This window comes from Paenibacillus sp. J31R34 (assembly GCF_059383715.1).
Map to the genome: position 1 here is coordinate 134,656 of NZ_JBXENU010000008.1, position 26,434 is coordinate 161,089.

The 26,434-nt window shown below is 49.1% G+C and carries 23 protein-coding genes; 8 read left to right on the plus strand and 15 right to left on the minus strand.

Going from position 1 to position 26,434, the window contains the following annotated elements; all coding sequences use genetic code 11:
* Window positions 1–19 precede the first annotated feature (19 nt).
* Entirely contained in the window at window positions 20–2,428 is a 2,409-nt protein-coding gene (locus tag AC50YG_RS21885; protein WP_494829563.1) for a transcription initiation factor TFIID, read from the minus strand.
* Window positions 2,429–2,432: 4 nt separating this feature from the next.
* A complete protein-coding gene (locus AC50YG_RS21890; protein WP_494829565.1) occupies window positions 2,433–5,822 on the minus strand; it encodes a tubulin-like doman-containing protein in 3,390 nt (1,129 codons plus the stop codon).
* 478 nt (window positions 5,823–6,300) lie between these two features.
* Between AC50YG_RS21890 and AC50YG_RS21895 the strand changes: the two genes are divergently transcribed.
* The gene (locus AC50YG_RS21895) at window positions 6,301–6,474 is read left to right on the plus strand and encodes a hypothetical protein (protein WP_494829567.1); all 174 of its coding nucleotides are present in this window, start codon (window positions 6,301–6,303) and stop codon (window positions 6,472–6,474) included.
* On the opposite strand, the gene AC50YG_RS21900 is transcribed toward AC50YG_RS21895, so the two are convergent.
* The gene (locus AC50YG_RS21900; protein ID WP_494829569.1) at window positions 6,471–8,243 is read right to left on the minus strand and encodes a vWA domain-containing protein; all 1,773 of its coding nucleotides are present in this window, start codon (window positions 8,241–8,243) and stop codon (window positions 6,471–6,473) included. The genes AC50YG_RS21895 and AC50YG_RS21900 overlap by 4 nt on opposite strands.
* Window positions 8,244–8,364: 121 nt before the next feature.
* Between AC50YG_RS21900 and AC50YG_RS21905 the strand changes: the two genes are divergently transcribed.
* From AC50YG_RS21905 to AC50YG_RS21915, 3 genes are all read left to right on the plus strand, one after another.
* Complete coding sequence (locus AC50YG_RS21905; protein ID WP_494829571.1) at window positions 8,365–8,517, plus strand: hypothetical protein; 153 nt, start codon at window positions 8,365–8,367, stop codon at window positions 8,515–8,517.
* Window positions 8,517–9,443: a zinc ribbon domain-containing protein gene (locus tag AC50YG_RS21910; RefSeq protein ID WP_494829573.1), complete on the plus strand. Its 927-nt coding sequence runs from the start codon at window positions 8,517–8,519 to the stop codon at window positions 9,441–9,443. Before AC50YG_RS21905 ends, AC50YG_RS21910 begins: the two co-directional genes overlap by 1 nt.
* Window positions 9,444–9,855: 412 nt before the next feature.
* A complete protein-coding gene (locus tag AC50YG_RS21915; protein WP_494829575.1) occupies window positions 9,856–10,467 on the plus strand; it encodes a hypothetical protein in 612 nt (203 codons plus the stop codon).
* 103 nt (window positions 10,468–10,570) lie between these two features.
* Here AC50YG_RS21915 and AC50YG_RS21920 read toward each other — a convergent pair whose 3' ends face one another.
* The 4 genes from AC50YG_RS21920 to AC50YG_RS21935 form a co-directional block, all read right to left on the minus strand.
* Window positions 10,571–11,524: an aromatic acid exporter family protein gene (locus tag AC50YG_RS21920; protein ID WP_473756919.1), complete on the minus strand. Its 954-nt coding sequence runs from the start codon at window positions 11,522–11,524 to the stop codon at window positions 10,571–10,573.
* A gap of 81 nt (window positions 11,525–11,605) precedes the next feature.
* Window positions 11,606–12,439 (minus strand): methyl-accepting chemotaxis protein, encoded by an 834-nt coding sequence (locus AC50YG_RS21925; RefSeq protein WP_494829577.1) that lies wholly within the window; start codon window positions 12,437–12,439, stop codon window positions 11,606–11,608.
* A gap of 156 nt (window positions 12,440–12,595) precedes the next feature.
* Window positions 12,596–13,762 (minus strand): Gfo/Idh/MocA family protein, encoded by a 1,167-nt coding sequence (locus AC50YG_RS21930; RefSeq protein ID WP_494829579.1) that lies wholly within the window; start codon window positions 13,760–13,762, stop codon window positions 12,596–12,598.
* A 227-nt stretch (window positions 13,763–13,989) separates the two neighbouring features.
* On the minus strand, window positions 13,990–14,190 hold the full coding sequence (locus AC50YG_RS21935) for a cold-shock protein (RefSeq protein ID WP_046231731.1): 201 nt from the start codon (window positions 14,188–14,190) through the stop codon (window positions 13,990–13,992).
* Window positions 14,191–14,560: 370 nt separating this feature from the next.
* Between AC50YG_RS21935 and AC50YG_RS21940 the strand changes: the two genes are divergently transcribed.
* Complete coding sequence (locus AC50YG_RS21940) at window positions 14,561–15,238, plus strand: cyclase family protein (RefSeq protein ID WP_494829582.1); 678 nt, start codon at window positions 14,561–14,563, stop codon at window positions 15,236–15,238.
* Between the two features lie 42 nt (window positions 15,239–15,280).
* On the opposite strand, the gene AC50YG_RS21945 is transcribed toward AC50YG_RS21940, so the two are convergent.
* Window positions 15,281–15,586 (minus strand): hypothetical protein, encoded by a 306-nt coding sequence (locus AC50YG_RS21945; RefSeq protein WP_494829584.1) that lies wholly within the window; start codon window positions 15,584–15,586, stop codon window positions 15,281–15,283.
* 200 nt (window positions 15,587–15,786) lie between these two features.
* Between AC50YG_RS21945 and AC50YG_RS21950 the strand changes: the two genes are divergently transcribed.
* Complete coding sequence (locus AC50YG_RS21950; RefSeq protein ID WP_494829586.1) at window positions 15,787–16,980, plus strand: MFS transporter; 1,194 nt, start codon at window positions 15,787–15,789, stop codon at window positions 16,978–16,980.
* A 144-nt stretch (window positions 16,981–17,124) separates the two neighbouring features.
* On the opposite strand, the gene AC50YG_RS21955 is transcribed toward AC50YG_RS21950, so the two are convergent.
* Window positions 17,125–17,484: a winged helix-turn-helix transcriptional regulator gene (locus AC50YG_RS21955; RefSeq protein ID WP_494829588.1), complete on the minus strand. Its 360-nt coding sequence runs from the start codon at window positions 17,482–17,484 to the stop codon at window positions 17,125–17,127.
* Window positions 17,485–18,418: 934 nt separating this feature from the next.
* Here AC50YG_RS21955 and AC50YG_RS21960 point away from each other — a divergent pair.
* Complete coding sequence (locus AC50YG_RS21960) at window positions 18,419–19,075, plus strand: phosphatase PAP2 family protein (protein WP_494829593.1); 657 nt, start codon at window positions 18,419–18,421, stop codon at window positions 19,073–19,075.
* A 150-nt stretch (window positions 19,076–19,225) separates the two neighbouring features.
* On the opposite strand, the gene nikE is transcribed toward AC50YG_RS21960, so the two are convergent.
* From nikE to AC50YG_RS21990, 6 genes are all read right to left on the minus strand, one after another.
* The gene (gene nikE / locus AC50YG_RS21965) at window positions 19,226–20,047 is read right to left on the minus strand and encodes a nickel import ATP-binding protein NikE (RefSeq protein ID WP_494829598.1); all 822 of its coding nucleotides are present in this window, start codon (window positions 20,045–20,047) and stop codon (window positions 19,226–19,228) included.
* A 3-nt stretch (window positions 20,048–20,050) separates the two neighbouring features.
* Complete coding sequence (gene nikD, locus AC50YG_RS21970) at window positions 20,051–20,884, minus strand: nickel import ATP-binding protein NikD (protein ID WP_494829600.1); 834 nt, start codon at window positions 20,882–20,884, stop codon at window positions 20,051–20,053.
* Between the two features lie 15 nt (window positions 20,885–20,899).
* Complete coding sequence (nikC, locus tag AC50YG_RS21975; protein ID WP_445933823.1) at window positions 20,900–21,730, minus strand: nickel ABC transporter permease subunit NikC; 831 nt, start codon at window positions 21,728–21,730, stop codon at window positions 20,900–20,902.
* A complete protein-coding gene (gene nikB, locus AC50YG_RS21980) occupies window positions 21,730–22,674 on the minus strand; it encodes a nickel ABC transporter permease subunit NikB (protein WP_494829602.1) in 945 nt (314 codons plus the stop codon). Before nikB ends, nikC begins: the two co-directional genes overlap by 1 nt.
* A gap of 25 nt (window positions 22,675–22,699) precedes the next feature.
* The gene (nikA, locus tag AC50YG_RS21985; RefSeq protein ID WP_494829604.1) at window positions 22,700–24,340 is read right to left on the minus strand and encodes a nickel ABC transporter substrate-binding protein; all 1,641 of its coding nucleotides are present in this window, start codon (window positions 24,338–24,340) and stop codon (window positions 22,700–22,702) included.
* Window positions 24,341–24,429: 89 nt separating this feature from the next.
* Window positions 24,430–24,939: a CcdC family protein gene (locus tag AC50YG_RS21990; protein WP_494829606.1), complete on the minus strand. Its 510-nt coding sequence runs from the start codon at window positions 24,937–24,939 to the stop codon at window positions 24,430–24,432.
* Between the two features lie 134 nt (window positions 24,940–25,073).
* On the opposite strand from AC50YG_RS21990, the gene AC50YG_RS21995 reads away from it, so the two are divergent.
* Window positions 25,074–26,420, plus strand: coding sequence for an MFS transporter (locus tag AC50YG_RS21995; RefSeq protein WP_494829608.1), 1,347 nt, complete (start codon window positions 25,074–25,076; stop codon window positions 26,418–26,420).
* The last annotated feature ends 14 nt before the right edge of the window (window positions 26,421–26,434 follow it).

The window sequence follows — 26,434 nt, forward strand, 5'->3', positions numbered from 1 at the left end:
CGGCTTTTTCGCTGTGCCTCTAACGCAGCTCCGGCAAGCCTGCCGGATCCACGCCGTGGAACGCATAGCCGTTCTCTCTATATGTCTCGTAATACACCTTGCCATTGCGATAATACAGCAGGTCTTCAAGATGGAAGCCGCCCATCAGGTTCAGCTTCTCCACACCGCTGCTGCGCTTCTCGTGAATGCAGCCGAGCTTGTAGATCCGCGACGTTTCGTCGACGCCAAGCGCATACTGCACAAACTCGCTGTCCGCATCGCCGAACATATATTTTTCCTCGTAGCGATGCTCATGCGTATAATCCAGCAGCCGAACGTTGATTGACGCATTTTCCTCCAGAGTCCGGTAGAGGCGCTTGAACAAATCCTCTTTCGCCAGCGCTTGGCGGTTCGTGTAGTCAATCGTCACATTCGCCCTGCGTAGCAGCTCCTCCTCAAACGTCTGGGCAAATGGCTCCGCCGTCAGCACATGCTTCAAGCCTAGCTGGGCTAGCTTATTCACGTAAGCCTCGTTGCCCTGCTCCAGCAGCTCCGCCGCCGAACCGAGATAACGCTCATCAAACCAGATGCCCGCACCCCGTTTATCCTGTACATCCAGAACGATATCACCCGTTACCCGAGCATAATATTCAAAAATATTTTGCCCGATGTAATCATCAGCGGTCTTGATGCTTTGCAGCGCCGTCAGCTTCATGACGTCTGCCATATCCGCCATCTGCTTGACGCGCAGACGATACAGCTCATGAAGCTGCTCCAGCTCATCCGCCAATCGGCGATACAGAGACAGCTCTAGCTCCAGCCGGAGCAGCTCCCATTTCTGGCCATATACCAGCCCAAAAAAAGCACGGATAAACGAACGCAGGTTTTGCTTATCCATAAAAGGCAGCCGCTGAATGCGGACATCCTCCGCGCGTCCCGCCTGCGTGCGCTCCAGCTCCTCGCGCGCCTGCTCCACCGCAATCGCCAGCTCTTTAATGCGGCTGCGGACGCCTGCAAGCACACTGCCATCGTCGCCGCTTGGCTCCGTCCAAGCACATAGCTGGTAAAAGCTAATGTCCGTACGCTCCCGCTCGAACTTGGCAACAGCACGGCGCATTTCCGCCGCCGCGCCAAATTCGGACAGCCGCTGCTGCGCCGTGCGGGCGAAATGATTATGGAAAAAGACAGAGGCTCCGTCCCCAAACAGCGCCTCCTCAGCGTCACGCAGCGATAACGGCTTAAGCTGCTCATAACGAACGCCGGAGGTCAGCAGTCCCGTCATGTCGGCAAGCTGCTCGTCGCTCGGCAGCAGCTGTGTCAGCATCGCATCGACCGAGGCCGGATCGAGGCCGAAGCAGGCAAGCTTCTCCCGCATGCTGAGCTCAGGCTCCTTCGCCAGCAGCTCGGATAGCTGCATATGAAGATGATACAGCACCGTCAGCGCAATCGAATAATTCGGGCGCTTCACCTTCGACAGCCCCGCAGAGACGAAGCCCTGCCTGCCTGATTCCGTACGCAGGCTGTTCTTGAACGTCGAGTTATTGTAGCCGCCATAGGCAGCGTCCGCCTGCGCGTCCTTGCGCTTGCGGTTTTTGAGCAGCTGAATATGGCAAATAATATCGTAATTGTCTCGAATGCCGTTGACGGCTGTCATGCCCTTCTCATTGCGGTCCGACAGCACGTAGACGAGATCGAACAGCGGTGACGGCGGATGAACGACCGGAATCGCCAGCCCGTCGCCAGTCACCTCAAGCATCGCCGAGAACGTATAATCCGGCCGCTGCATCCCTTCCAGCTCGCGCAGAAAACTCACGCCAATAGCGCTGGCGTGAGCGAAGGTATCCATTTGCTCACGCTCGCTGATTAGCGTATAAAGATCCATCTGCACGGATTTGAACGATTGCTGAAAAATCGCCTGTGCCAGCAGGGAAATATCCGGCACCAGCGCGTTCATTGGGTCATCCGCACGCGTGATAACCGCCAAATGCAGCCGATCAAAGGAGGCATACAGCCTGCCATAATCGGCAATCGTATCGCTGACACCGCGGAGCGCGCGGTTCAGGTCAGCCAAATAACCGGCATTGCCGCGGAAAGCTTCCCATAGCTCCTTGCGCCCCGCCTTATGGTCGCTGCCAAACGGCGACAAGCCGTCCAGCACGACCTCTGTCACCTTAGCGGCATGGGCGGCGCTCGCCGCCTGCCGTCCGTTCCCGCCGGCGGAATCGCCGCTCCTTGAAGCGGACGCCGCGTGAAAATAAATCACGCCAGCGCTATTTTCCCATTTCGCCGCATTCATCTGAATCATGGGCTCAATCGCTTGGCCCGCCTCGTCGCCAATATACAAAAACACGGTCGGATAATGAATGATGCTCTGGTCGTCTCCATGACCGCTGAGCATTTGCTCGGCAGCCGCATAATCAGCTGCATACCGCTCCAGAAGCTCTCTCATAGGCCTACTTCAACTTTCTGCGTATGTCGTTTAGTTTGCTCGTCATTTGCTTGTAGAACTGGTACAAATCTTCTCCGTTCGCCAGCTCGATCCGCTCGTACTCCAGGCGGTCGCGGGCGTCGAGGAATGCATTAAACAGCTCATCCAGCTTATGAACGAGCAGCTTCGTATCCTCCGTTGCCGTCAAATCCGTCACCCGGCGCGATGCTTTGCGCAGCAGAGCGGCACGGTTTTTCTCATCCAGCGCCCGGAAGCTCTCGAACACTTCATGCTCCACGAAGCTGCTGCTCTTCATCAGATTGGCGAATGGCGTCCACGCCTCTTCCTCTGGGTCGCGGTCATAGACGTAAAGCGCGCCCTTCTTCACAATCGTATCCGTGTAAAGCGCCTCAATAAATTGATCCAGCCACTTCTCCTCATCCTGATGCAGGCTCAGCAGCTTCTCAAGCTCAGCGACCTTGTCGCTAATCGAGTCGTATTTCACCAGCTCCTCGCGCACACGCGCCAGCAGCTCTGGAGAACGAATGAGATTCTCCTGCGCCAAATCTTCATTTAGGCTGCCGAAAATATCCTTCACTCCGTCCGGCGCTAAGCCTTCAGCGAGCAGTCGGCGCAGCTCAATGACAGCGCGCTTCACTTCGCCAAGATTCGGCTTCGCAGCAGCAGCCTCCATATTGTAAGAGCTAAGCAGCGCTTGCAGTTGGAATGGCTGGGTGAACTGCACCGCATAACGGCTGCTCATGCTGTTGTCGACACCCTTCTCGCTAATAATCCGGTAGCCAAGCGCACGCTGGAATTCGGCACGAACGCGGGCATTATAGCCTTTCACCCTCGCATTGCTGTACGTATCGCCCCATGATTTCTCAGGAATTGGCGAAGGCAGATTCGTCCAGTTGACCTTCTCCGTCATCACGAGATGGCGGCCGACGCCTTCCTTATCGAGAATCGTCCGCTCATAGCTTTCCTCATACACCTTGAGCGGCGTATAGACGAACAGCGGCACGCCATTTTTCGTATTCAGCCAGAAAATCCGGTTTTTCACTTGACTCTCTTTAATGGTGAAATGCGATTTGCCTACCGCATTGCTCTGGTAATTGCGAATGCCCTTGAGAATGCTCGGCGCATGCTGCGGCACCGATACGAAGCCCCATGAAGGGAAATGCAAATTGCCTGAGCTGTTGCTCAAATTGAATACGGCAACCGCCTCTTCATCAAGCTTAGTCGCAATAAAGCGCTCGACGAATTTCTCGATAGACTCGTCATTTCCATATTTCATCACGAGGAAATCTTCCATCGACCTCGTAATCAAATCGCCGAATTTATCGGTCAGGAAGTCGGAAATGGAATTGACGATATCAATGTCCTTCTCCTTCACCCACTGGTCAGAATGGTCAAGCAGCCCCTGCGAGAAGTCGCGAATGAGCTCATCGACATCCTTCTTCTCCATGATGCGAGCGATCACATCGGAAATGTCCGGCACGCCGACTAAATTCCAATAGTAGGTTTTGTTACCCTTGTGATCGGCTTGCTCGTCGCCATTGATCAGAATATCGCCATTTTTCGCAAAAATGCCGTTCAGCACGTTCAGCACTTCGGTAAATACGCTGTAGAAGCGATTATTCTCGTTGTTCAGCAGCTGATACAGATCCTCGTAGAACTCAATCATTTGCTCGGTACGCTCTACATCGGCGCGCAGCCAATATTCATTGATTTTAGCTTCGATATAGCTGTTTTTCTTCTTGTCCTTGGACACGAAGGCGCTCTTCGCATCGCCCATCCGCTCTTCCGCTTGAATGCTTGCCGACTCAATGTCGCGCGGCAGGCGCAGCAGCGTTTCGCGCAGCACTTCAATGTAGGAAAGCAGCATTTTCAGCAGGCAGAAGCCTTTCTCGGTGTGCAGCAGGCGGGATACGTAAAACGGTCCCTGCTCCGGATGCAGGAAGGTACGACGGATTTGATCGGTGAACTGGCCGACGATTTCCCCTGGCAGCTGCTTCTTCGCCTTCACATATTCCTCGCGGGCACGCGTCAGGAACGTCTGCTCCAGCTCCGTATCCATGTTGACCACCTGCATTTTCACCACATTGCTGTAGTTCATGCGCTCGCTGTTCTCAAAGCCCGGAAGCGGCTCCGGCACACGCGACTCAAACGTCTTGATCATCGTATCGAGATCAATGCCGAGCTTGCGGGCAAATTTCTCCACATCGTCCTGCGTCGGCGCTTTGTGGAACATTTTATCCATTTTGCTAAACAGGCGATACGCCAAAAAGGTCGTCATTTCCTCAATCGGCAGTACCGCCGACGAAGCGCCAATAATGTTGTAATCGTAGTTCGCCGGATACTGCTTGTTCATTTGTGCAATATTCGTGCGGATGTTGCTGATATAGTCATGAATGGCGAATTCCTCGCCGGATTGCTTATCCTCGCTCGCCATAAAGTTCGTAATATTTTCCGCTGTCACGTTCATGCAGTAGTCATAAGCATTTTCCAGCAGCTTGCCCTCGGTATTCGTCGCCGAAATCAGATGGCAAAGGTTAAACGGCGGAAGCGGCGAATTGACACTGAGAATGCTACCGTATTGCTGCTTGAAGCGCTCGCCGCGGGCGTCAACATTCATCCAGTAGTCAAGCTCTTTGAGTGCAGCGTAGCCATTTTTCTTAATATATTCTCTAGTATGTTCGCTTAAGCTTTTGTTCGCGAGATTAATATCCGGCGTAAAAAGGTACCCCAGCGTGTTGACGCGGTCAACGCCTGCCGAGCCATGATCGCGCTCAATAATACCGCGCACGATATACGAAATATCAAGGAAGCAGCCGCTGCCCGTACCGCCGGATAGACCGGTAAGCAGGAATACCATCAGCTTTTTGCTCGTGCCGACGGAAAGCGTCTTGATTTTTTTATCGATGCTTTGCACAACCTGATTGATCTTTGTAAAGAGCAGCAAGCGTCCCGCTTGGCGTACGCCTGCCGCGCCGTTCATGCCATCGGTAATACTCAGCTCTGGCGACAGCCAGTCGGTGATGTACGGCTCCAAGATGCTGCGGTTTTGCAGCAATCCGCCGACTTCGGCATTAGATAGCAGTACAAACTCATTGATCGGGTCGAGGCCGATGCCTTTATATTTTTTATTGCGGTCCTGTTCATTGGTCTCAAAAGCTAGAAACTCGACGTTATTCGGTTTTTCCAGCTTGCGTTTGGACAAAGGATCTTCCGGCAGCTTAAAGCGGCGGTTGATTTGATATTTTAGGCGCAGCAGCGCATCGATGCCGGTGCCGCCGAGGCCAATAATGAGAATAGGATTATCAATCGTATCGACGCGGATTTTCTCACTGACGATACCTCCGCCTAATGAAACATCTAGCTGCTGGATATGTTCTCTAACAATCGGCTTCATTTGTTCTACCTCCAAATGGTATGAATCATTGCTGTATACTTGTTAGAAGGATGGTGAGAAAGAAGCTGCATTGCATGAAAAGATTGGCTTCCGATCGTCATTACCCTTGAATTTCTATTAATTATTCTCCAAGGGGGAAATTCAAGGGTAAACGAGCGCTAACGCTTCTCCAGTCCAATCTTTTCATTCCATTCCGCTTTTCTCACCATACCTCTAACCCTGATATTGCCGCAAAAGCTATCTACAATAGACGACCGCAAGGCCCCATACCCCTCGCAAATCCTCTAATATTTTTGCTCCATGCTTTTTCTTTCCGCTCTTTGTTCTTGCTCTTTTTTCTTAGCTCTTTTATCTTTCATCTTTTATCTTTTATCTTTTATCTTTTATCTTTTAGGTTCACGGGGTGTTCTTCCCCGCTAGAACCCCCATGGTTTTAAGGTGCTTTAAAACCATTGCGGTGAAAGGGGAGCGCAGCGAAGTGAAAGGTTTGAGCTGGAGAAGCGGAGCGTTCGCTTTTGCCCTTGGAATTGTACCGTTGAGCGGTTTATTCAACAATTCCAAGGGCAATGGCGATCGTAAGCCAAACCTTTCACGCCGCGCAGCTCCACTCTTCACCATCCCCAAAGGTTTTACGAACCCCAAAACCATCTAAACAATATATTCGATAAAAATCGTCTTATCGATCTGCTGCAAAGGAATAGTCAATCGCTCCCCGCTCTTGACCTCAAGGCCGCCGCTGGCATCAACCGCACGCCCGGATTTCTCCACCGTACACGGCGAGCCATTACGAAGGACAAGGCGGTCGCTGTTGCCCGGCACGAATATGAGCTTCTCCGTCTCTTTCAGCTCCGGTGCCAGCTGCAGCAGCTGGTGCAGCGAGAATTTGCCTCGGAAGGCGTTAAGCTTCTTATATTGAGGAAACGTTTTGTCGCCCGTATTTTCATCGCGAATCTCGATGACCATTTGGCCGACAAAGCCACGCCGCGCTTGTTTCAAGTAACGCATAATGAAATATGCAGCGACCAGCAGCGCAATCAGCACAAGCGCTCCGATAATAACGGGAATGAGCGGGAATGGCTTTTCGCTTTCCGACGCAGTCCCCGTGCCTGTGCTCGCCGAGGCACCGCCTTTAGCGCTAATTTTCACGACGGCTGTTTCACGGTAGAAGCTTGCCTCCTCCGCACGAACCTTCAGCTCATAATCATGTTTGTCTGCCACCTTATAGGTGCCTTCAAAATGATCGCCCGCATTGTTCAGCTGAACTTCCTCTGTGGTGCCCGTGTCCAAATCATTGACGTACAGAACCGCCTTCATGTTGCGGTATTGCTCCTGATCGCTTAGCTTATTCCCGCCGCTTACCAGATAAGCATTAATCGGGACGCTGTCGCCTTTGCTGTATGACGAGCTTTTCAGCTTATCCATCTCCAGCGCCAGATCATAGTTGAAAATAAGATTGATGTCGATTTTGTCGCGATCCGCACCCTTCACTTGAAGCGTCCAATCGCCCTCCTCCGGCTTGATTAGCTTCATCAGGGAGTAGGTCTTGGATGTCGAGAGCAGCACCTGATCACTTGGAATAGCGATTTTGTTGCCGGAAGGATCGATGAGCCTTGCCTCCACCTGCTTGGAGGATGTAATGGATATATTCGCTTCAAGCACGTTGCTGTTTGGCACCGTGATTTTAACATCCTGATAATTGCCATCTGCTGTGAAAGAATCGACAGGCACTACATTCAGCTGCGAATGGCTGGCGAAAATTTCACTTAGAATTTGCGGCAGATCAGCCGCTGTATTTGTGGAAAACGATTTACCGCCCGTTTGTTGGGACACGCTTTCCAGTGCCGCTTTATTCAGCTTGCCATCCGCATTCAGTCCAATTGTATAGACGGGATAGCCCTTGCTGGTCGCTTCCTTGAGCGCCTCAGCCATATCAGCATCCGAATCGGCCTGCGTGCGGCCCGACTTCGAATTAAAATCATTGTTTCCATCCGCCAGCACGATGATCAAAGGCTCATGATCGGGGTCGGCACCGTCATTCAAAATTTGCACCGCCTCTTTCACGCCGACAGCGATGTCGGTATAGGCCCCTCTTTTGAGCTGGTCAATGAACTGCTTGAGGTTGGTCTTATCAGCGGCCGAGCTAATTTCTAGCAGCGCCTTCTCCCGCTGAATTTGATCGGTATAAGATACGACACCCACCTGATCGCCTTTCTCGGACAGCATGTCGATAAACATCTTCATCGCCTCATTGCCGATGCCGCCCGGATCACTCGTGCTCATTGACTGGCTGACATCCAGCACCAGAACGGCGTCGATTTGCGAGCTCTGTGCGGCTGCATGTGCAGGAGCAGGAGCAAATCCAGCTAATGGAAGCAGCGTTATAAGTAATAACAGGGTGAGGTAACGATATATTTGAATCATCTTTTGGCTCCTTCTCCACAAATTAAGCATATTGGTCCTTGTTGTCTCAATAATGATATACTGTCAGTATACCTGATAGAATCGCTTAAATCACTTCAAGCATAAGAGAGGACTCGCGCTTATGGTTACATACGTATGTCTGGGAATATTGTTTCTTTTCGTCGTGCTCCGGGGTGTCCACTACTACAACCAGCGTAAAAAAGCACCTACGCCAGAGCAGCTTGATCAGCTTGCCTTAGCTATCTTCAAGAACAACGATCGGGGGAACTCGTGATGAAAAAGATAGCCGTGCAGCTGAATCCCTACATTAAAACACGACAAGCTTATGAAAAGCTTAAAATTTGCCACAGCTGCGGCCGCTTCACCATACTCGGCGATAGAATATGCCCCTCCTGCGGAAAATCTTCCCTCATTAAACTGGAGAAAAAGGCGCTATCGCTGCAACGAAGAAGCATCGTTAAGGAATCTATTCTCATCCTTGCCCTTGTTGCCGCTGGAATATTCTTTTCAGAGTCGACTTTGCAGACAAGTCTTTGCGCTGCTGGCGGCGTAACGTCGCTCATTCTCCTCTGGATGCTGCGCCGAAACACCCATTCCGAACGGGTAAGCTACCAGTTAGGGAAGCTGCTGCAGAGAGAATCGTTTAAGCTGGTGGACGGGCTGCGGCTCGACCGCGAAGCAGCGATTGAGGTGTTCCACAACGACGAGAAGCAGCAAGCGTATGAGATGCTGCGCGAGATCGGCACGCTCGTCCGTACGGACCAAATTAAGGTAGAGCAAATTTTGCTGCTGCAATCATTCGTACTGCGCAAAGATATGGACCTGATGCTGGAGCCGCTGTTGCTCGACCACTTCAATCCGGATCTTGTCGAGTATATGGGCGAGCTTACCAAGCTGAAACGGGGTTTGCTGAAGGAGAAGGCGTTCCGCTACGCCCTCATTCATGAAGCGCAAATTTTGCGCATGAAGGACGGGGAGCCTATTCTCGTCGGTATTGCCGGAGCAGCCGTCCGCTTGAAGCGCTACGTCATTTTATACCCGCATCTGGTTATGCGCTATGCGCGCAAGCTGCCGAAGGACCGCTTCCTGCGGCTCTACAATGTCATTCGCAATAACCCACAGCATAACTGGGGAGCGCTTGGCACGGAGGTTTCCGAAATCTATAATGAAAAATACAAATGGGACACTCAGTTTCAATAGAACAGCAACATGACCGCTGGCCCAAGGTGAAACGGCTGTCGACGTCCTCAGGCGGCGCGGTGCGTTTCAGTCCGAGAAATAGAGAGAAAGGATGGCGAAACCATATACTTTCCTCTATTTTAAAGCTGGAAAAACTTCCTTTTCTCTATACTACCTATTTTTAGGTAAAAAGAATAGCGCAAACCCAGCTTTTGCTGTCGAAAAACAGCTACCCTCGTACGTTTGGACGCCATATTCACATAGGGATTTCCCAATTACGGGAGGAAGCGCGCCAGCACGCGCGGCAGGGGCATTTTTCGGCAGTTTCACACTAGTTTTAGCGATTCGACACTACCTTTGTCACCCTAGCAGGGAGTACCTCATTCACCACGAATACTTAACAGCAAAGACGAATGAAACGAGGTGCTCGCTAATGAATCTGTTAAAAACGAAAGATGCTGCCAGACAGCTAGCTGTGAGCGAAACGACGATCAGACGCTGGGTTGCCCTATTCCCTGCCTCCTTTAGCAAGGATATGTTCGGTCATTATATTTTTGATGAGCCTGCTTTAGAGAAGCTGCAAAGCGTAAAGACAAAGCTTGAGGCGGGTGAGCTACTTCATGAGATGACCTTGCCTGAGCTCATTCAAACGGTCGATGTCACCGGGCTGCAGCAAGTTGCTGCCAGTGCTGCTGGTGCTGCCGCTCACTTCCCTGTTTTCAGCCCGGAAGATACGAAGAGCAAAATCGATTCCGCTTGGGATTTCAAAAATCCGCAGGAAGAGCTGGCAGAACGCCTAGAGCGCATAGAAGGAACGTTGTCGCGCAAAGCTGACGAGGTTATTGGCGTGCAGCTGCTTCATCACCGCGAGGAGCTGGAGGAAATTCGTCAAACGCTTAATCAATTGGCGGCTACCCTATCGAGCATGCAGGAGCGTAATAAGCAGCTGTCGTCACTCGTATCCTTGCAGCCTGAAGCAGTAGGCATGGAGCGCAAGCCGCATAAGAAAAAAAATCTCTTCCGCCTGCCCTTCTCCTTCTTCTGAAAGCGGCACTTGCCGACCAGCCATAAAAAAGCCAAGCCACCCTCTCCCATTGTGCAGGAAGAGAATAGCTTGGCTTTATTGTTTTGCTTGCCGGTTCAGAGGGCTAAAGTGTATTGACGAAACGCTCCAGCTCATTGGCCACCGCAAACAGGCTGGCGCGGTTTTCAAATTCATCCCTCGTCTGCGGCAAAGGCAGCAGCTTATGATATTCGCGCACGCCGCGCAGCATTTCATAAAAATAATCGTAACGGTCTTCTCGCGAAGACTCGGCTTCGCCAACATAGGCGCTGAGCTGCTCCATACATTCGCCAATCCGTTCGCCTTGCTCCAGCTGCGAAGTAATTTGCGAAACAAGCGGCAGCAGTCGCTCCAGCAGATCATATTGCTTGCGCTTCTGCTCAAAATATTGACGATAGCTCGGCCCTTTCTTGAGCGACCGGTAATTTTCCGCATCCAGTTGGGCGATCTGGCTCGCCTTCCGCAGCACCGTTTCCAGCTGCAGCAGCTCATTGCCGTCCCACAGCGTATACCCCTTCTTCAAATAACAGGCATATTCCTTGAGAATGACGGCAATATAACGCTCCGTCTCCTGCTTGTAGCGGGTCATTTCCTTATCAATACTCGGCATGTAGCTGTTTACCAGCAGCGCAACGCCAAGGCCAATCACGACGACGAACAGCTCATTGAGCAGAAAAGAAACCTCGACCTTCCCATGGACAAACACATGCATCATAATAACCGCGCTGCTGGCTATGCCTTCATGTATGCGCAGCTTCACGCAAAACGGAATGAACAGCAGCAGAACGACCAAAAAGGCGTACGCATGGTAGCCGAGCAATTGAAACATGAGCATCGAGAAAAGCATGCCCGTCATACAAGCAAGAAAGCGGCTGACCGCCGCTTGATTCGACTGGCGGCGGGACCGCTGAATGCACAGCAGCGTCAAAATACCCGCTGCCGTAAAGTTTTCCAGCTGCAAATAATGGGCGATTAAGATCGACAGGCTGACGCCAACTGCCGTTTTAATCGTCCGAAAACCGATTTTAATGACTTTCACCTGATTTCATTCCAGTTGTAGGGTATGCTCGAATCATAGCATACATCCGCAAATGGAGTAAAATCGCCCTTTGCTATCGATTTATTGCTGATACGAGATGACTTTTTTAATGAAGCCGTGCATTTCCAGCCCCGTTTCGTTCATCTGCTCAATAACCTCCATGAGATTGCTGACCAGCTTCGCTTGCTCTTGGGAGGATGACGTTATTTCGGCAATTTCCGTTTCCATCAGCTTGATTGACTCCTGCACCAGCTTGAGCGACTGCTCAATTTGTGTAGTCGCACCTTTCGTATCCACGGACAGCTTGCGAATTTCCGACGCCACCACGCCAAAGCCTGCTCCCGCTTCACCTACACGTGCTGCTTCAATTGCCGCATTGAGCCCAAGCAGGTTGGTTTGCTCTGAGATTTCGCGGATAAAGCCTGCGACTTTATTGACATCGCGTGACTTTTCGACCGCTTCCTTCGTATTAATTAAAATTTCCTCGGATGTCGAGTTCAGCTGCTCCGAATGGGCAGCCAGATGTTGGACACCATCGAGCAATTTTCCATTAAAATGCTCCGTCTTATCCATGAGCTGTTTCAGCAGCTCTTGATTATCCATTTTGTAGGTGACGCACAGGCAAGCTTGCATTTCACCTTGTCCATTTTTTATAGGCAAAAATAAGCAATCCAGCGGCACACCCGCTATTTCCTTCGGAATATGGGCTACCGTCTTCTCGTTGCCATTCCTCAAATCCTTATAGTTCTGATTAACCTCCAGCAAAGGGTCGCCGGATTTATATCCGAGCTTGAACGGGTCCTCTGTATCATAATAAACAAAGGATTTCTCATCAATGATGGATAGTGAAACATCTTCACGAATCATTTGTCGAATGAAAGGCATGGCTTCAATCAGAGCTTGAACGGTAGTCATAATTTCCCATTTCCCCTTTATTAAAAGCGTTATACTATAATATCGACAGCAAGGTTAATTTTATGGAGTGTTAATTCATAATAATTCTAGTGTACTGGAAGGTCCCACAAAAAAAGACATAGCGCTTCATATAAAGCAGCCATGTCTCTATTTCCGCTATACTTCCAAAATCTCAACCTTAACCCACGTCTCCGTCGCTTGGCTTTTCAAAATAGCATCCGTCGTGCTCATCGAAACATGCCCGTCCAAAAACGTTGCGAAAGGCGGCTCCTCGCCGCTCAGCTGCTTGCCGTCGCGAATATACGCATAGAAATGCTGCATCATGTTCTTGATGGCATCCGGCCAGCCTTCATTATGCCCACCCGGATGATGAATGGAGGAACGGGCGTCTGCCGCAAAAAGCGCCGGATCAGCCATCAAAACCTCATTCGCCTTGTCCCGGTAGCCAATCCACAGCTTTTCCGCTTCCTCCTGGTTCCAGAAGGTTGATTTCTCCGTGCCATTCAGCTCGAAGCTGAGCCGGTTTTTGCGCCCCGCGCTCACTTGCGAAACCGAGAAGGCACCCTTCGTTCCGTCGGTGAAACGCAGCAAGACGGTTGCATAGTCTTCCGTATCAATCGCTACATCTTCATATTCTACGTTATCTCCATGCTTTTGATACGTTTCGGAAGCCTGCTTCGGCTTCTTCCGTACGGGATGCACGGTGGAGAAATCAGCGAATACCGCGTCAATCTTTTTGCCCGTTACATATTTAATCAAATCGCACCAATGCGAGCCTATATCCGCTATCGCTCTGGATCTGCCGCCGATATCCGACGACATCCGCCAGTTATAATCCGTTTCGTACAGCAGCCAGTCCTGCAAATAGCTGCCGTGAACCAAATTGACTTTGCCTAAATCGCCATCCCTTACCATAGAGGCAAGCTGCTGAATAATCGGAAACTGGCGATAATTGAAATTAATGCCGTGGACGATGCCTTTTTCCTTCGCAAGCCGCAGCAGCTCCGCCGATTCCCTACTAGAAATCGCCAGCGGCTTTTCTGAAAGCACATGCTTGCCCGCTTCAATGGCTTCCTTCGTAATTTGATAATGCAAATGGTTCGGCGTACAGTTATGAATCGCCTGAATATCGGGATTTTTCAGCATGTCCCGGTAATCGCCATAAGCGAGCGGCACACCCAGTTCCTTCGCCTTTTTGTCAGTGGAGCTTTGATCCGAACCGGAAACCGCTACCACTTCTACAAAGCCTAGCCTTCGGCAGGCCTCTATATGCGCTGGACCGATAAAACCTGCCCCAATTACGCCTACTTTTATTTTTTCCACTTTCTTCACCAACCCGTTAGTCTAATGGAAGAAGCTCTTATTCTGGTAAGCGCTTTCGTCATCCTAAACATGATTCCCTTTCAGTGTAGCGCTCGCCCAGCCTTTCGTCAACGCTCATACAATGGGGCGTTTGCGCTGATTATTTCCAAAATACAAAAAAACAGCTGCCGGGAAAATCCCGAACAGCTGTCTTTGATCCCTTGCGGGAATTTAGTCCGTTTTAAAGCCTACAGCTTTACAACGTTCTCGGCTTGCGGTCCACGGTTACCTTGAACCACGTTGAATTCAACTTGTTGACCTTCGTCCAAAGTTTTGAATCCGTCGCCAGTGATTGCACTGAAATGTACGAATACATCGTTTCCGCCTTCAACTTCGATAAAACCAAAGCCTTTTTCAGCGTTAAACCATTTAACTGTTCCTGTTTGCATAAGAGCACCTCCTTCTTTATAAAACATGACCCCATTATTTCGTTAAAAATAAGAAATCACATATGGTAGCAGGCTATAACCTCAAAAACCATAACCTTCTATCATATGTGAATTCAGGTCTAATTTTTTATTACCCTTATCATAACACATCTGTTTAGAAAACACCAGCGTAAATGTAAGCGATTAAAAAAAAGCGCGGAAACAGCGGGTTTAGCCGTGTTTTCCCGGCTCTTATGGTCATGAATAAGCCGCTTAATCAATAAAATAGTTCCATGCTGTATTAGTCGGCGAGAATGGCTTGCTTCAATTACAGACTCGCGAGAGCAGTAGAAAAGGCACTACAAAATAAATATAAAGGAGAGTACTTGAAATGAAGCGACTGCTCTTGTCCTATCCGCTAAGTGAGCATACTCCTGTCTATAAAGATAATCCTCCCGTTGAGATCGTGCAGCAGTTCAGCATCCTAAGAGGCGACCTGTTTAATCAATTTATTATAAAAACCATTAATCATAGCGGGACTCACATCGACGGCCCCTGGCATTTTAATCCCCAAGGCAAAAAACTAACCGAAATTCCCATTGATTATTTCGTCTTTAACCATGTCACCGTCCTCGATATTCCCAAATCTGATAATGAGCTGATTACTAAAGCAGATCTAGAACCCTTCGCCAACCAAATCGCCGGTTCAGATTTGCTGCTCATTCGCACGGGATTCGGCGAAATTCGTGAGTCTGATCCTGTTCGCTACAGCAATAATAACCCCGGTTTTTCCGTATCCGCCGCAAACTACTTAATGGTGTTTGATTCCCTGCGGGCTGTAGGCATGGATTTTATTTCTTCTACATCTCCACTGCATATGGATGAAGGCATCGCGTTCCACCAAACCATGCTTGGGAAAGACCGGGTGGATGGACGATTTATCCTGTTGATCGAGGATATGAACTTAAATCATAATTTGTCCAATGTGAGCGTCGTCTACGCGGTGCCTCTGTATATTGAAGGAGTCGACAGCAGCTTAGCTACAGTTTTCGCAGAGAAGCGCTATTGAGTACTTAGCACGCAAAAAAAGAAAACCATAGCCGTGCGCCTGTTAACCTGCTCGCGTTCGGCTATGGATTTCCTTCCCTTCATGTTTCATCCCCTGATCATTACTCCAACAGCTCCCCAATGGCCACAAGCTGCGATTTTCATCCGTCGGACTGAACCAGATGAATTGGCTTTCCCCGTACAAAGCCTGCTTGCCATTCAAGCTGACTTCCACCATGTCCTTCCCTTGAATGAAACTTTCAATGACAAACTTCTCCCATGCATACGCACGATCTGTCTCCTCAAGCCCCTCACGCAGCTGGCTTACAGCTTCATCCTGGTCAGTCGTTACAACTTCGCCAAAAGCCATCTGCAACTTCCCATTTATAACTTCAACAACAGTTAACAAAATTTAGTTTGTATGCTCAGATTGACACTTACCTTTATGACAGTACCTGTACTAAAAGTGCGTACTTACATATTTATAGTACAATCTTTATACTAAAAGAAAGAAATAAATGATTTATATACGCTTGGAAATATTTAAATTTAAGAAAGAGGGATAATTATATGTCAAATGTCTGGAAAATTTACTTATTAGCCGCTGTTAGCTTTTTGGTTGGAACATCCGAGTATATCATAGCAGGGATTCTCGACACAGTTGCAAGAGACGTTAATGTCTCCGTCGCTGCTGCTGGTCAGCTCATTACTGTTTTTTCACTCGCCTATGCTTTCGGAACACCTTTCCTTATCGCATTTACAGCACGAATGGAGCAGCGCAAGCTTCTAGTTTATTCACTTGGCGTATTTGTGATTGGAAATATTATCGCCGTGGTTTTACCTGGCTTTGGATTTCTTATAGTTTCACGCGTTATTCTTGCACTAAGCATGGGAGTATTCGTTGTAACCTCCTTTACTGTCGCTACCAAGATGACTCCACCTGATAAACAAGGAAGTGCAATTGCAACGCTCCTTATGGGCTTTAGCACCTCGTTGATTATCGGTGTTCCGCTAGGCAGAGTTATTGCTTCCGTTTATGATTGGAGATTAATCTTCGGAGGAATCGGTGCACTTAGTATTCTTGCGATGATCGTTATACTCTTAGTCATCCCACGCTCAAATGGCGATGAATTGGTTCCCTTGCGCAAACAGCTTGCTTTAATTAAGCAACCGAAAATAATGGCAGCCCTAATGATCACTTTCTTATGGATTTCTGGTTACTCTATTGTCTACACCTACATTTCTCCCTTCCTACTGTCGGTTACAGGGATGAACAGTAAAACAGTCATCATTGCTTTATTCGCTTTCGGGATTGCCAGCTTATTCGGCTCAAAGTTTGGCGGCTATAGTACAGATAAATGGGGATTCCCTCGTACTTTATTTGTCAGTATGGTAATGCATGCAGTAGCCTTAGTTCTACTGTCATTATCAGCCCAATGGCCTGCTATCGCTTTCCTTGTGCTCATATTTTGGGCTCTCTCCGCTTGGTCAACAAGTCCAACTCAGCAATATCACTTAATGACGCTTGCTCCGGCGGCTTCAGGCATTATGGTGAGTATGAATACCTCAGTTTTACAGCTTGCTATGGGTGCTGGTGCAGGAATTGGAGGCGTTGTCGTGGAACAAGCTTCCTTAGCTTTGATTAGTTGGATTGGAGCTGCAGTTATTGCCATCGCTGCAACTACCGTTATGGTATATTTACGAGTAACCCGCTCTAAAACTCCACCAGAACTTAGAAAGATTATAGAAGAAACTAATATCTAAAAGATTGGTGCTTAACCAACTGCAAAAATCAACGCGCACAAAATCATTCAAGCAAAATAGTTAGCTTTATTAAGACTGCAATAAAAAAGAAGTATTTCCCTGTTCAGGAGATACTTCTTTGTAATATAAACAAAATAGCTATGCCTACTGCTGTACAGCCTCCAGAGCTGGCGAACTGTTTTTCTCTCCCCACTCGCACATCATATTTAACAATGGAATGAGTGAAAGACCACTTTCAGATAATGAATATTCAACTTTTGGAGGTATTTGGGGAAATTCCTTGCGTATAATAAGCCCATCTGCCTCCAGCTCTTTTAACATGATGCTTTGCGTTTTAAAGGAAATGGTACCGATACATCGGTTCAGCTCATTAAACCGCATTACCTTATTTTCAGACAGCCAATACATAATGATCATTTTATATTTACCGCCTATTAAGGACAACGTGTATCCAAAGCCCGTTTCTTTTAGTTTCACGCCAGTTGGAATATAGCTTTCGCGCACAAGTTACACTCTCCTTTTGGTAAGTATATGATATAAATATGCATACTTTATAATACATCACTATGCAATCTTATTGAAAGGAAGTAAATAGCTATAAAATTTGATAACGTTCGTACTGTAGTGGAAAAAAAGACTGCTGGGCATTTCCCAGCAGCCTTCAGTAACCCTATTCCACTTGCCTGCATATCCTTTGATGCATACGCATTTGTTTTCAATAAGCTTAGCTTTTCATCGAATTCAGCTGTGATTCGCCTTGGTACAGCTCCTTGAGCATGCTTTGGTAAAAGTTGTGTTCTTGGCCGCTCAAGCCTTCCCGGTTATTTTTAAGAATGAATGAGTTCAAGTGTCGTTTCAGAATTTCGTTTCGGCGTCCCAACATCTTCTTGTAAGTCAAGTGAGTAACCTCCATTTTGTTCAAATATAAGAGTTATAAGTTTCACACTATAATTACGCTTATATTTCTCGGACTGAAACGCACCGCGCCGCCAAAGGACGGCGACAGCCGTTTCACCTTCTCCCCAGCGATCGGGTTTCTTTAAGTATAGCGGACTTTGCAGGATGTATAAAATCCGGTCAGACCGTCTCTGGTCCGATAATATGCGCTTAGCCACTATCTCACAAGCTCATAGGAGGCATCCAGAAACATCCTGCCATATTCTCCCGATAACGTACCAACCCGGCTGAAACAGCCTGTATGCCCTGCCCACGAAAGCGCGATTGTGTTTCAGGAGAAATCAGGGAAATCGCATACAATTTGAAATAGGAAGCTAAATTGTCTATAGTTAAGGCATAGAAATGACTAGCGTAAACGACTTCGCCGTCCTCTGGCGGCAAAGCTAACGTTTCGCGGTGAAATATGAGCCCATTATAAGTGTGATACTTATATAAGCTAATATTTTTAAAAATTGTAAGTGCGTCGCTTAAGGAGGCCGTGATGAAGTCGTTTTTTTTACGATGGTGGCATGTTTTGGGTGTTTCAACCATTTATATACAAGGATTGATTTACTTATGGATTGGGAGAAATGCAGGTGCCATTGAAACCGTCCATTACAACTATTATTGGATTGACTTAAAAATCCCTTTCCTCTCCTGGTTTGTCTTTCCTTATATGAGCTGGATGCCTGTCATGTATTTGGCGTTTATCTACTTTGCCATTGTTGACCGCAAAATCTATTGGCGCGTTCTAGCTGCCTACAATATTGCCGTTATGGGCTGCAATGTGATTTTTCTATTGTTTGCTACGTATGTGCCGCGCCCGGACATTGAACCAAGCAATTTGGCGCTGACGCTGGTACAGTTTATTTATAACAATGATGCTCCGCTTAATTGCTTCCCAAGCGTGCATTGCCTCACCAGCTATTTGCTGTTCATTACGATTAACCGAGACCTGAAGCTGAGTAACGTTTCCCGTATCGCCTGGAGCATTCTCATGTGGCTGATCATCGCCTCTACCGTATTCATTAAGCAGCATTCCCTGCTTGATGTTGTTGGCGGCATTCTCGTCGCTGAGGTCACGTATCAGCTCGTTCGCATGGCAGCTAGCCGCTTCTATGTGCGCAAGAAGCAATACGTCGGCAGCAAGGCGATGTGACAAGGCAGCGTACTCGCTGCCACTGTGAATCTACTTGCCACATTCGTGCTTAGCGGAATCCGTCATTAATAATGCAAACAAAGAAGACTCCAAAACCACTTTACAAGTGGGGCTGGAGTCTTCTTTGTTTGCGATCTTCTTTGTCTACGATTAAGCTTCTGAATGGCTGCCCAACGAACGTGAACGATAGCGAGGATGCTCAGGAAGCATTGCGGCAAGCAGATTTTTCACGGCCCTGTGAGGGGATGCAAAAACTTGATCTTTATCGTCGCACATCTCAACGACTTGCCCATGCTCCATTACTGCAAGCTTATCCGATATGGAGTAGGCCGCTTTAATATCATGCGTAATAAACACATAAGAAAGCCCAAAATCCGCCCTCAGCTCGCTTAATAAACTCAAAATATGCGTTTGATTCACCATATCGAGACTGCTGACCGATTCGTCCAGCACAATCAGCTTTGGCTTTAAGGCAATCGCTCTCGCAATATTAATACGCTGCAATTGGCCTCCGCTAAATTGGTTCGGGTATTTCCGCATATCATCCGGCTTCAGGCCGACCCGTTCAAGCAGCCCGCCAATCGTTCTTTTTTGCTCCTGTAGGGACAGACGCTCATAATTTTCCAATGGCTCCCCAATAATCTGCTCCGCCGTCGCACGCGGGTTGACCGATGAGTAGCAGTCCTGAAACACCACTTGCAAATCCCGGCGCAATGCTCTGCGGGTCGCTTTATTCGAGTGATAAAGATCATGCCCCTGAAAGAAAACCTGACCCGCTTGCGGCCTTTCCAATCCGAGAATCACTTTGCCTAATGTGCTTTTTCCCGCACCGCTCGTCCCGAGCAGACCGAGGCATTCGCCTTCCTCCAGAGCAAGAGAAACATTCGAGAGCACAGGGGCACGCTTGGAAGAACGCCATAGCAGCCTCGTCTCACCATAGGTATGGGTGACTTCCTTTACCTGCAGCAGCATACGTTACCCCCTGTTTTCAAAATACCCGCTCAAATGGTCCGGCAGCTTCGGTCTAGCATTCAGCAGCTTTTGCGTGTATGGATGCTGCGGGTGGTCAAACAATTGAAACACATCTGCCTTTTCTACAATCCGCCCCTGCTGCATCACAGCAACCTCGTCCGCCAATTCCGAAATGACGCCTAAATCATGGGAAATGAGCAGAATCGACGTGCCATGCTCCACACGCAGGCGATCCAGCTCTCTCAGCACCTGCAATTGGTTCACGACATCCAGCGCCGTTGTTGGTTCATCTGCAATGACGACCGCTGGACGCAGAACCATGCATATCGCAATCATGACCCTTTGCAGCATGCCCCCGCTGAGCTGGAACGGATACAAGTTCAGCAACTTGGCGGGATCAGGCAAATTCATCGCCTCCATCGCGGTGACTGCCAGCTCTGCTGCTTGTTTTTTCGTAAGGGCGGTATGCGTGCGAATCGTTTCAATGAAAGGAACGCCAATCGTATACACCGGCGTAAAAGCATTCATTGGATTTTGCATAATGAAAGACATTTCTTTGCCGCGTATTCGCCGCATGTCCTCCGCCTTCAGACCATTCAGCTCACGGCCATTCAATTGAATGCTGCCTTCGACGGTCGTATGCTTCGGGTCCAGCAGCTGCAGCAGGGAATTGCAGGTTACCGACTTGCCGCTGCCGCTCTCTCCTACAAGGCCAAGCACCTGGCCACGCTCAATATCAAAATGAACATCCTCGACTAGGGAAAGCATCCCTTGCTCCGACTTTACTTTCACACGCAAGCCGCTTACCTGCAGTACCTTGCGAGATTTTTCCACCATGGGCCTCATTCCTATTCACATCCGTCGTTTTACCCCAAACCGCTCCGACAACGCCTCGCCTAATACGTTGAATGTAATGACCACAAGCAAAATCATCAAGCCCGGATATAACATCAATTCCGGATGGCTGCGAATAAAGGCTTTGCCTTCATGAATCATCGCTCCCCACTCCGGGGTCGGCGGCTGAATGCCTAGGCCTAGAAACGATAAAGCCGAAATATCCATAATCGCCCAGCCCATTTCAAGCGTTCCCATGACCAAAATCGGCGGCAGCACATTCGGAATAATATGCCGTCTAATAATTTTCCACTCAGAGGAGCCGCTGATTCGAGCGGCGGTAATAAACTGGCGTTCTTTTAAGCTGATAACCATGCCGCGGAACATGCGGGCGTAATACACCCACTGTACCAGCATCAATGCGAGCACAACCTGCAGCAGTCCCGGTCCAAAAATGCCGACCATACCCAGTACGAGCACGAGATTCGGAATCGTCATGACCGCTTCGCAAAAGCGCATCAGGCAGGCATCCAACCAGCCCCCTCTATACCCTGCAATGGTTCCTATCACTAAGCCAATCCCCAGGGAGGCAATGAAAATCAGGAACGCTAGGCCAAGCGAAATACGGGCGCCATGCAGCAGACGCGAAAAATTGTCACGCCCTAAATGATCGGTACCGAGCCAATAGTCTGCCGAGGGCGACTGCAGCTTAAGCGCCAAATTGACTTTAATGGGATCATGCGGCGAAATCCATGGAGCTAAAAGCGTCACTATTGCGAAAACTAGTAAAATGGCCGTGCATATGGCTATCGCTTTCTGGCCCCTCAGGACGGTGCGTAGTCTCGCAATCACTGGTCGGTTCTTCCTTTCAGGGAAATTCGGGGATCCATATAAAGCTGTACCAAATCAACGATTAAATTGCAGATAATGAACAAGCAAGCCGCAAGGAAAACATAACACTGGATGACCGGAATATCCCGATTGAAAATCGCATCGACAAAATAACGTCCGAACCCCGGCCAGGAAAATACCTGCTCCACGATAATCGTCCCGGTCAGCAATTTGCCAAAATTCATGCCAAGTCCTGTAATGACGGGCGAAATCGCTATTTTCAGCACATGCTTGACCATAATAATCCGCTGTTTGATTCCACGCGTCTTCGCATATATCACATACGACTCCTGCAATTGCTCCAATACACTCGCACGCAGCAGCCGGGTATAGATAGCGATAAGAGCGAGTGACAGCGTTAGCGTCGGGAGCACGAGATGCTCCCACGAGCCTTTGCCTTCTACGGGAAGCAGATCCAGCTTGACGGCGAAAAAAAACATCAATAAATAACCGAGCCAAAACTGCGGGATGGACGCCCCGAAATAGGAGAGCCCTCTACTGAAATAATCAATCACGCTGTTTTTATAAATGGCCGATAAAAAGCCGAGCGGGATGCTGACGAGCATCGCAAACAAAATGCTGCTGACGGCGAGCTGCACCGTCGCGGGCATTTTCGACACCACATCCTCCCATACCGGCTCATTCGTCATATACGATTGCCCAAAATCAAGCTGCGCCATCTTGACGACCGTATGCCAATATTGAACAAGCAAAGGCTGATCCAGGCCAAATTCATGTCTCTTCTCGGCGAGCAGCTCCTCCGTCGGATGAATATGGGCAGCTGTTAAATAGGCTTCCGCTGGGTCTACAGGCGAAACATGAATCAGCACGAACGTAATAAGAATGGCAAAAAGAATGATGGGAACGATTGCGAGCAATCGCTTCCCGATATAGCTAATCATGGATTGCCTCCCTGCTGGCTGCTTGCTACTGGCTAATGTTTATTCCTTCAAAAGGATTTTCGTCCCGGTTCGCAGGGAACGCAAAGTCCGTCACCTTGTTTTGGAACACGACCGTTTTCTTAATATAGGAAATTGGCACAATCGCCGACTGCTCCTGCAGCGTCAGCAAAATCGAGCTGTAAAGCTGCTGGCGCTTCGTCTCATCCGTCGAGGCAAGCGCTTCATGAATTTGCTCATCGAGCTCTTGCTTCATTGGCAAGCCGGAATTGGCTTCGGCAACGCCCCAGCCTTTTTCTGCTACAACATTAATGAAGGAATGCGGGTCATAAGGTGCTCCGTAGTTGTACCAGAAATCAAGGTCAAAATCGCCCGCTTTCCGGCGTTGAATTTGCGTCGTGAGCTCAAGTCCCGTAATGTTCAGCTTAACGCCGATAGCGCTCCATTCGGCTTGCATCGTTTCAGCCATCGCTTTTTGAATCGGATCAGTCTTATCGAAGATCAATTCCAGCTCTAATGCCTGTCCATCCTTCTCGCGAACCGCTTTGCCAGCAGGCAGCTTCCAGCCCGCTTCATCTAGGTAAGCAGACGCTTGGTCCGTGTTGTATTCAACAGGCTGTACGTTGATATCCGTGTACGGGAAGTTTTTGGACAAAATCGTATCCGCCTTTTCCTCAAGGCCGAGCGTAATGCCTTCAACCATCGCCTGCTTGTTGAAGCCAGATTGGAGCGCCAGACGCACCCGCAAATCGGAAAGCTTGTCATTGGTTGTATTCAGGAGCAAGCTTCTTGTTCCGACCGGCTCGGACAATTGGGTTGTATACTTGCCGGATTCTTTCAATTGATTAAAGGCATCCATGCTGATGACACCTTCTCCATAAATCAAATCAAGCTCGCCTTTTTCAAACGCCAATACGCGTGTTTCCGGATCAGGAATGATTTTGACGGTGATTTTATCGATTTTCGGACTTTCGCCCCAGTAATTCGGGTTGCGCGTAAATACGGCATATTCATCCTTCTTGTATTCAGCCAGCAACCACGGTCCTGTTCCAACCGGCTCTTTAATTCCTTTTGAAGTGTCTCCGTCATCCGGGAAACCGGCTTCACCCAGGAAACGAACGGGGCGAACGAGCGAGAGATCCTGAATAGCTGGATAATACGCCTGCTTAAGCGTCATTTTAAAGGTGTATTCGTCAACAGCTTCCGTCTTGTCCAGAACGTTGATAACGCCAAGCCAGCTGTGCAAATTCGGGTTTTTCATGACCGCATCAAAATTTTTCTTCACGATCGCTGCATTAAAAGACGTTCCGTCGGAAAATTTCACATTTTGACGAAGCTTGAAGGTATATTCCTTGCCATCCTCCGAAATTGTCCATGATTCAGCCAGCATCGGCTCAAGCTTGCCTCCTGCTTTATAGCTGACCAAGGGCTCATAAATCATCGATTGGGCAAATAGCTGTGAAGGGTTATAGGTGTGGGGATTCATCGTTCCAATATCGCGCGGCCAAGATAGCGTAATGGCCTTCTCTGTTGCAACTGCTGCGTTTTCAGCAGTTCCATTGCTAGCACTTGGAGCCGCTTCCTGCTTCGCACATGCCATAAGCACGGTTGATACGAGGAAAATCGTAGCTGCAATAGCTAGCAGCGTTTTCTTGGTCGTTCTAATCATGTTGTCGTTATCTCCGTTTCGATTCAGTAATAATGATTCTCACTAATAATAGAGAAAAGCGTATAGGCTGTCAATGAGCTTTCTCATGACTACGCCACAAGCCGTCCTCTTGCGAGCTTTCTGAATTTCAGATAGGACATGATGCGCCAAGGAATCACATAGGAAAAGGCGATTACCATAAACAAGGCGGCAAACGTTTCCGGATCGAGCATCGACACGTAATTCCGCAGCAGCAGGCGAATACCCAAAATCGCTAGAAAAGCGACGATGAAGCCCCTATTCTTTCTCGCATAAATTTGCTGATCCTCGCGCACCTCATAATTGGTCGTCCAGATGAGTGGTATCGACAGCGCTAAGCCAATAACGATAGCGATGATCCACTCCAGCAGCGGCGCATGGATGCGAGGATTGAGGAAAATCATCATGCCCGGCAGCATGAAAAGGAGGGGAAACAGCAGCCGGATGCCGCTGCCGCGAATCGGACGATAAAAGCTGCGCATTCTCCTCCATAAAATCAGTCCGGCGATCAAAATAATAAATATGTACACAGAGCCGTTCATGGTTACACCGCTTTCTTTGAAAGAATGGGTAGATTTCATTATAATCGTTCATCCCCTGGACTTCTATACGCTCCTAACCGCTCATGTTATACTTCATGAAAGTTAAAATTCCACATGGGAAGCAGTAGAGTCGTTTAACGAAAGCACTGTTCATCATCAGATTGGGGATCGTTATGTTTGGATACGGCAAGGCCATTAAACAGCTTGCACCCGCTGCAAAATGGCTGATTTTTAGCGAAATATGCTTTGGAATGACCATGGGGCTGTCGAGCCTTGTGCTGAATTTATATTTTTTATCCAAGGGTGTGAATGAGGGGGCCATCGGTCACCTAACATCGGTCAGCACCTTAATTGGAGGAGCTGTCGGCATCCCCGCCAGCATGCTGGCAGGGCGTCTGGGTAGAAAGCGCATTATGGTCATCGGCATCAGCTTGATGTCCGGCAGCTTTGCGCTGTTTGCAGTGAGCGACCACTTGCTTCTATATTATTGCGCTCAGGCTATGCTGTCCTGCGGCATCGTATTCATTGTCGCAACGGAAACACAGCTGTTGTTTCAATATAATCGTTCACGGGAATCGGAAACGCAGGCTTACAGCCTGTTTCTTGCTGTATTTATGTTCTTCAACATCGGCGGTACGCTGCTCGGCGGGTATTTGCCCCGCTGGCTTGGCACGCCTGAAGACAACTATGAGCCGCAGCTGTGGCTGGCTGCGATATTCATGCTGCTGCTTGCGATCATTCGCGGCTTGAAGCTGCCTTCTGACCGCCACGCTGCAGTGAAGCAGCAAACGCAGGAGGCGCACCACCCGGGAGATGATCGACCGACAGCGGTAGCGATTGCTAGGAAAACGGGAGCTGGCTGCGAGGATCGGGTGACCATTGTGGAAAAATCCGCTTCACGTAAATTCACGCGTTCACTCGCTCAACTATTGCCGACGAAGCAGGTTTGGCTGCTGTCCGGGTTTATTTTCATATCCGGCATTGCTGGCGCTTTAACCATGCCCTTCCTGAACGTCATCGTAAAGTACCAGCTCGATTGGGAAAATGAAGCCGTATCGTCGCTGCTCGCAGCCCATTATTTCTTCTTATTCATCGGCACCTTGCTCGTGCCTTCAATCTTGTCCAGGCTCGGCGAGGTGAAAACGTATATGCTTCTGTTCGCGCTTACCATTATAAGTGCAGCGGTGCTGTCCCTAACGAGCTCGGTTAGCCTGTTCGCTGGCGCTCTGCTGCTGCGAGGCGGGCTGTTCGCCTTCCTTAATACGCTGATTGACAGCAACACAATGTCGTCGCTCCCGGACGAGGACCGCAACAGCTTTGCGGGTCTGCGCTCTCTGTTCCGCAGTATAGGCGGCGCGGCGGCTGCCTATGCGACAGGATTAATGCTGGAGCACAAAAATGTCCAGCTCCCTTTTCTCATTACCGGTATCGTTATGCTTATTAGCGCCCTCTACTTCTGGTATGTGGTCAGGCCGCTCTTGCATAAGCAGCAGAAAACGCAGCAGCAGCTCAAACCGTAAGGCTGAGCTGCTGC

What these genes read in the sequence shown, in the direction of transcription:
- AC50YG_RS21885 (WP_494829563.1), bottom strand. Translation starts at nt 2,428, where the DNA reads ATGAGAGAGCTTCTGGAGCGGTATGCAGCTGATTATGCGGCTGCCGAG.
- AC50YG_RS21890 (WP_494829565.1), bottom strand. Translation starts at nt 5,822, where the DNA reads ATGAAGCCGATTGTTAGAGAACATATCCAGCAGCTAGATGTTTCATTA.
- AC50YG_RS21900 (WP_494829569.1), bottom strand. Translation starts at nt 8,243, where the DNA reads ATGATTCAAATATATCGTTACCTCACCCTGTTATTACTTATAACGCTG.
- AC50YG_RS21905 (WP_494829571.1), top strand. Translation starts at nt 8,365, where the DNA reads ATGGTTACATACGTATGTCTGGGAATATTGTTTCTTTTCGTCGTGCTC.
- AC50YG_RS21910 (WP_494829573.1), top strand. Translation starts at nt 8,517, where the DNA reads ATGAAAAAGATAGCCGTGCAGCTGAATCCCTACATTAAAACACGACAA.
- AC50YG_RS21915 (WP_494829575.1), top strand. Translation starts at nt 9,856, where the DNA reads ATGAATCTGTTAAAAACGAAAGATGCTGCCAGACAGCTAGCTGTGAGC.
- AC50YG_RS21925 (WP_494829577.1), bottom strand. Translation starts at nt 12,439, where the DNA reads ATGACTACCGTTCAAGCTCTGATTGAAGCCATGCCTTTCATTCGACAA.
- AC50YG_RS21935 (WP_046231731.1), bottom strand. Translation starts at nt 14,190, where the DNA reads ATGCAAACAGGAACAGTTAAATGGTTTAACGCTGAAAAAGGCTTTGGT.
- AC50YG_RS21940 (WP_494829582.1), top strand. Translation starts at nt 14,561, where the DNA reads ATGAAGCGACTGCTCTTGTCCTATCCGCTAAGTGAGCATACTCCTGTC.
- AC50YG_RS21945 (WP_494829584.1), bottom strand. Translation starts at nt 15,586, where the DNA reads ATGGCTTTTGGCGAAGTTGTAACGACTGACCAGGATGAAGCTGTAAGC.
- AC50YG_RS21950 (WP_494829586.1), top strand. Translation starts at nt 15,787, where the DNA reads ATGTCAAATGTCTGGAAAATTTACTTATTAGCCGCTGTTAGCTTTTTG.
- AC50YG_RS21960 (WP_494829593.1), top strand. Translation starts at nt 18,419, where the DNA reads ATGAAGTCGTTTTTTTTACGATGGTGGCATGTTTTGGGTGTTTCAACC.
- nikE (WP_494829598.1), bottom strand. Translation starts at nt 20,047, where the DNA reads ATGCTGCTGCAGGTAAAGGAAGTCACCCATACCTATGGTGAGACGAGG.
- nikD (WP_494829600.1), bottom strand. Translation starts at nt 20,884, where the DNA reads ATGGTGGAAAAATCTCGCAAGGTACTGCAGGTAAGCGGCTTGCGTGTG.
- nikB (WP_494829602.1), bottom strand. Translation starts at nt 22,674, where the DNA reads ATGATTAGCTATATCGGGAAGCGATTGCTCGCAATCGTTCCCATCATT.
- nikA (WP_494829604.1), bottom strand. Translation starts at nt 24,340, where the DNA reads ATGATTAGAACGACCAAGAAAACGCTGCTAGCTATTGCAGCTACGATT.
- AC50YG_RS21990 (WP_494829606.1), bottom strand. Translation starts at nt 24,939, where the DNA reads ATGAAATCTACCCATTCTTTCAAAGAAAGCGGTGTAACCATGAACGGC.
- AC50YG_RS21995 (WP_494829608.1), top strand. Translation starts at nt 25,074, where the DNA reads ATGTTTGGATACGGCAAGGCCATTAAACAGCTTGCACCCGCTGCAAAA.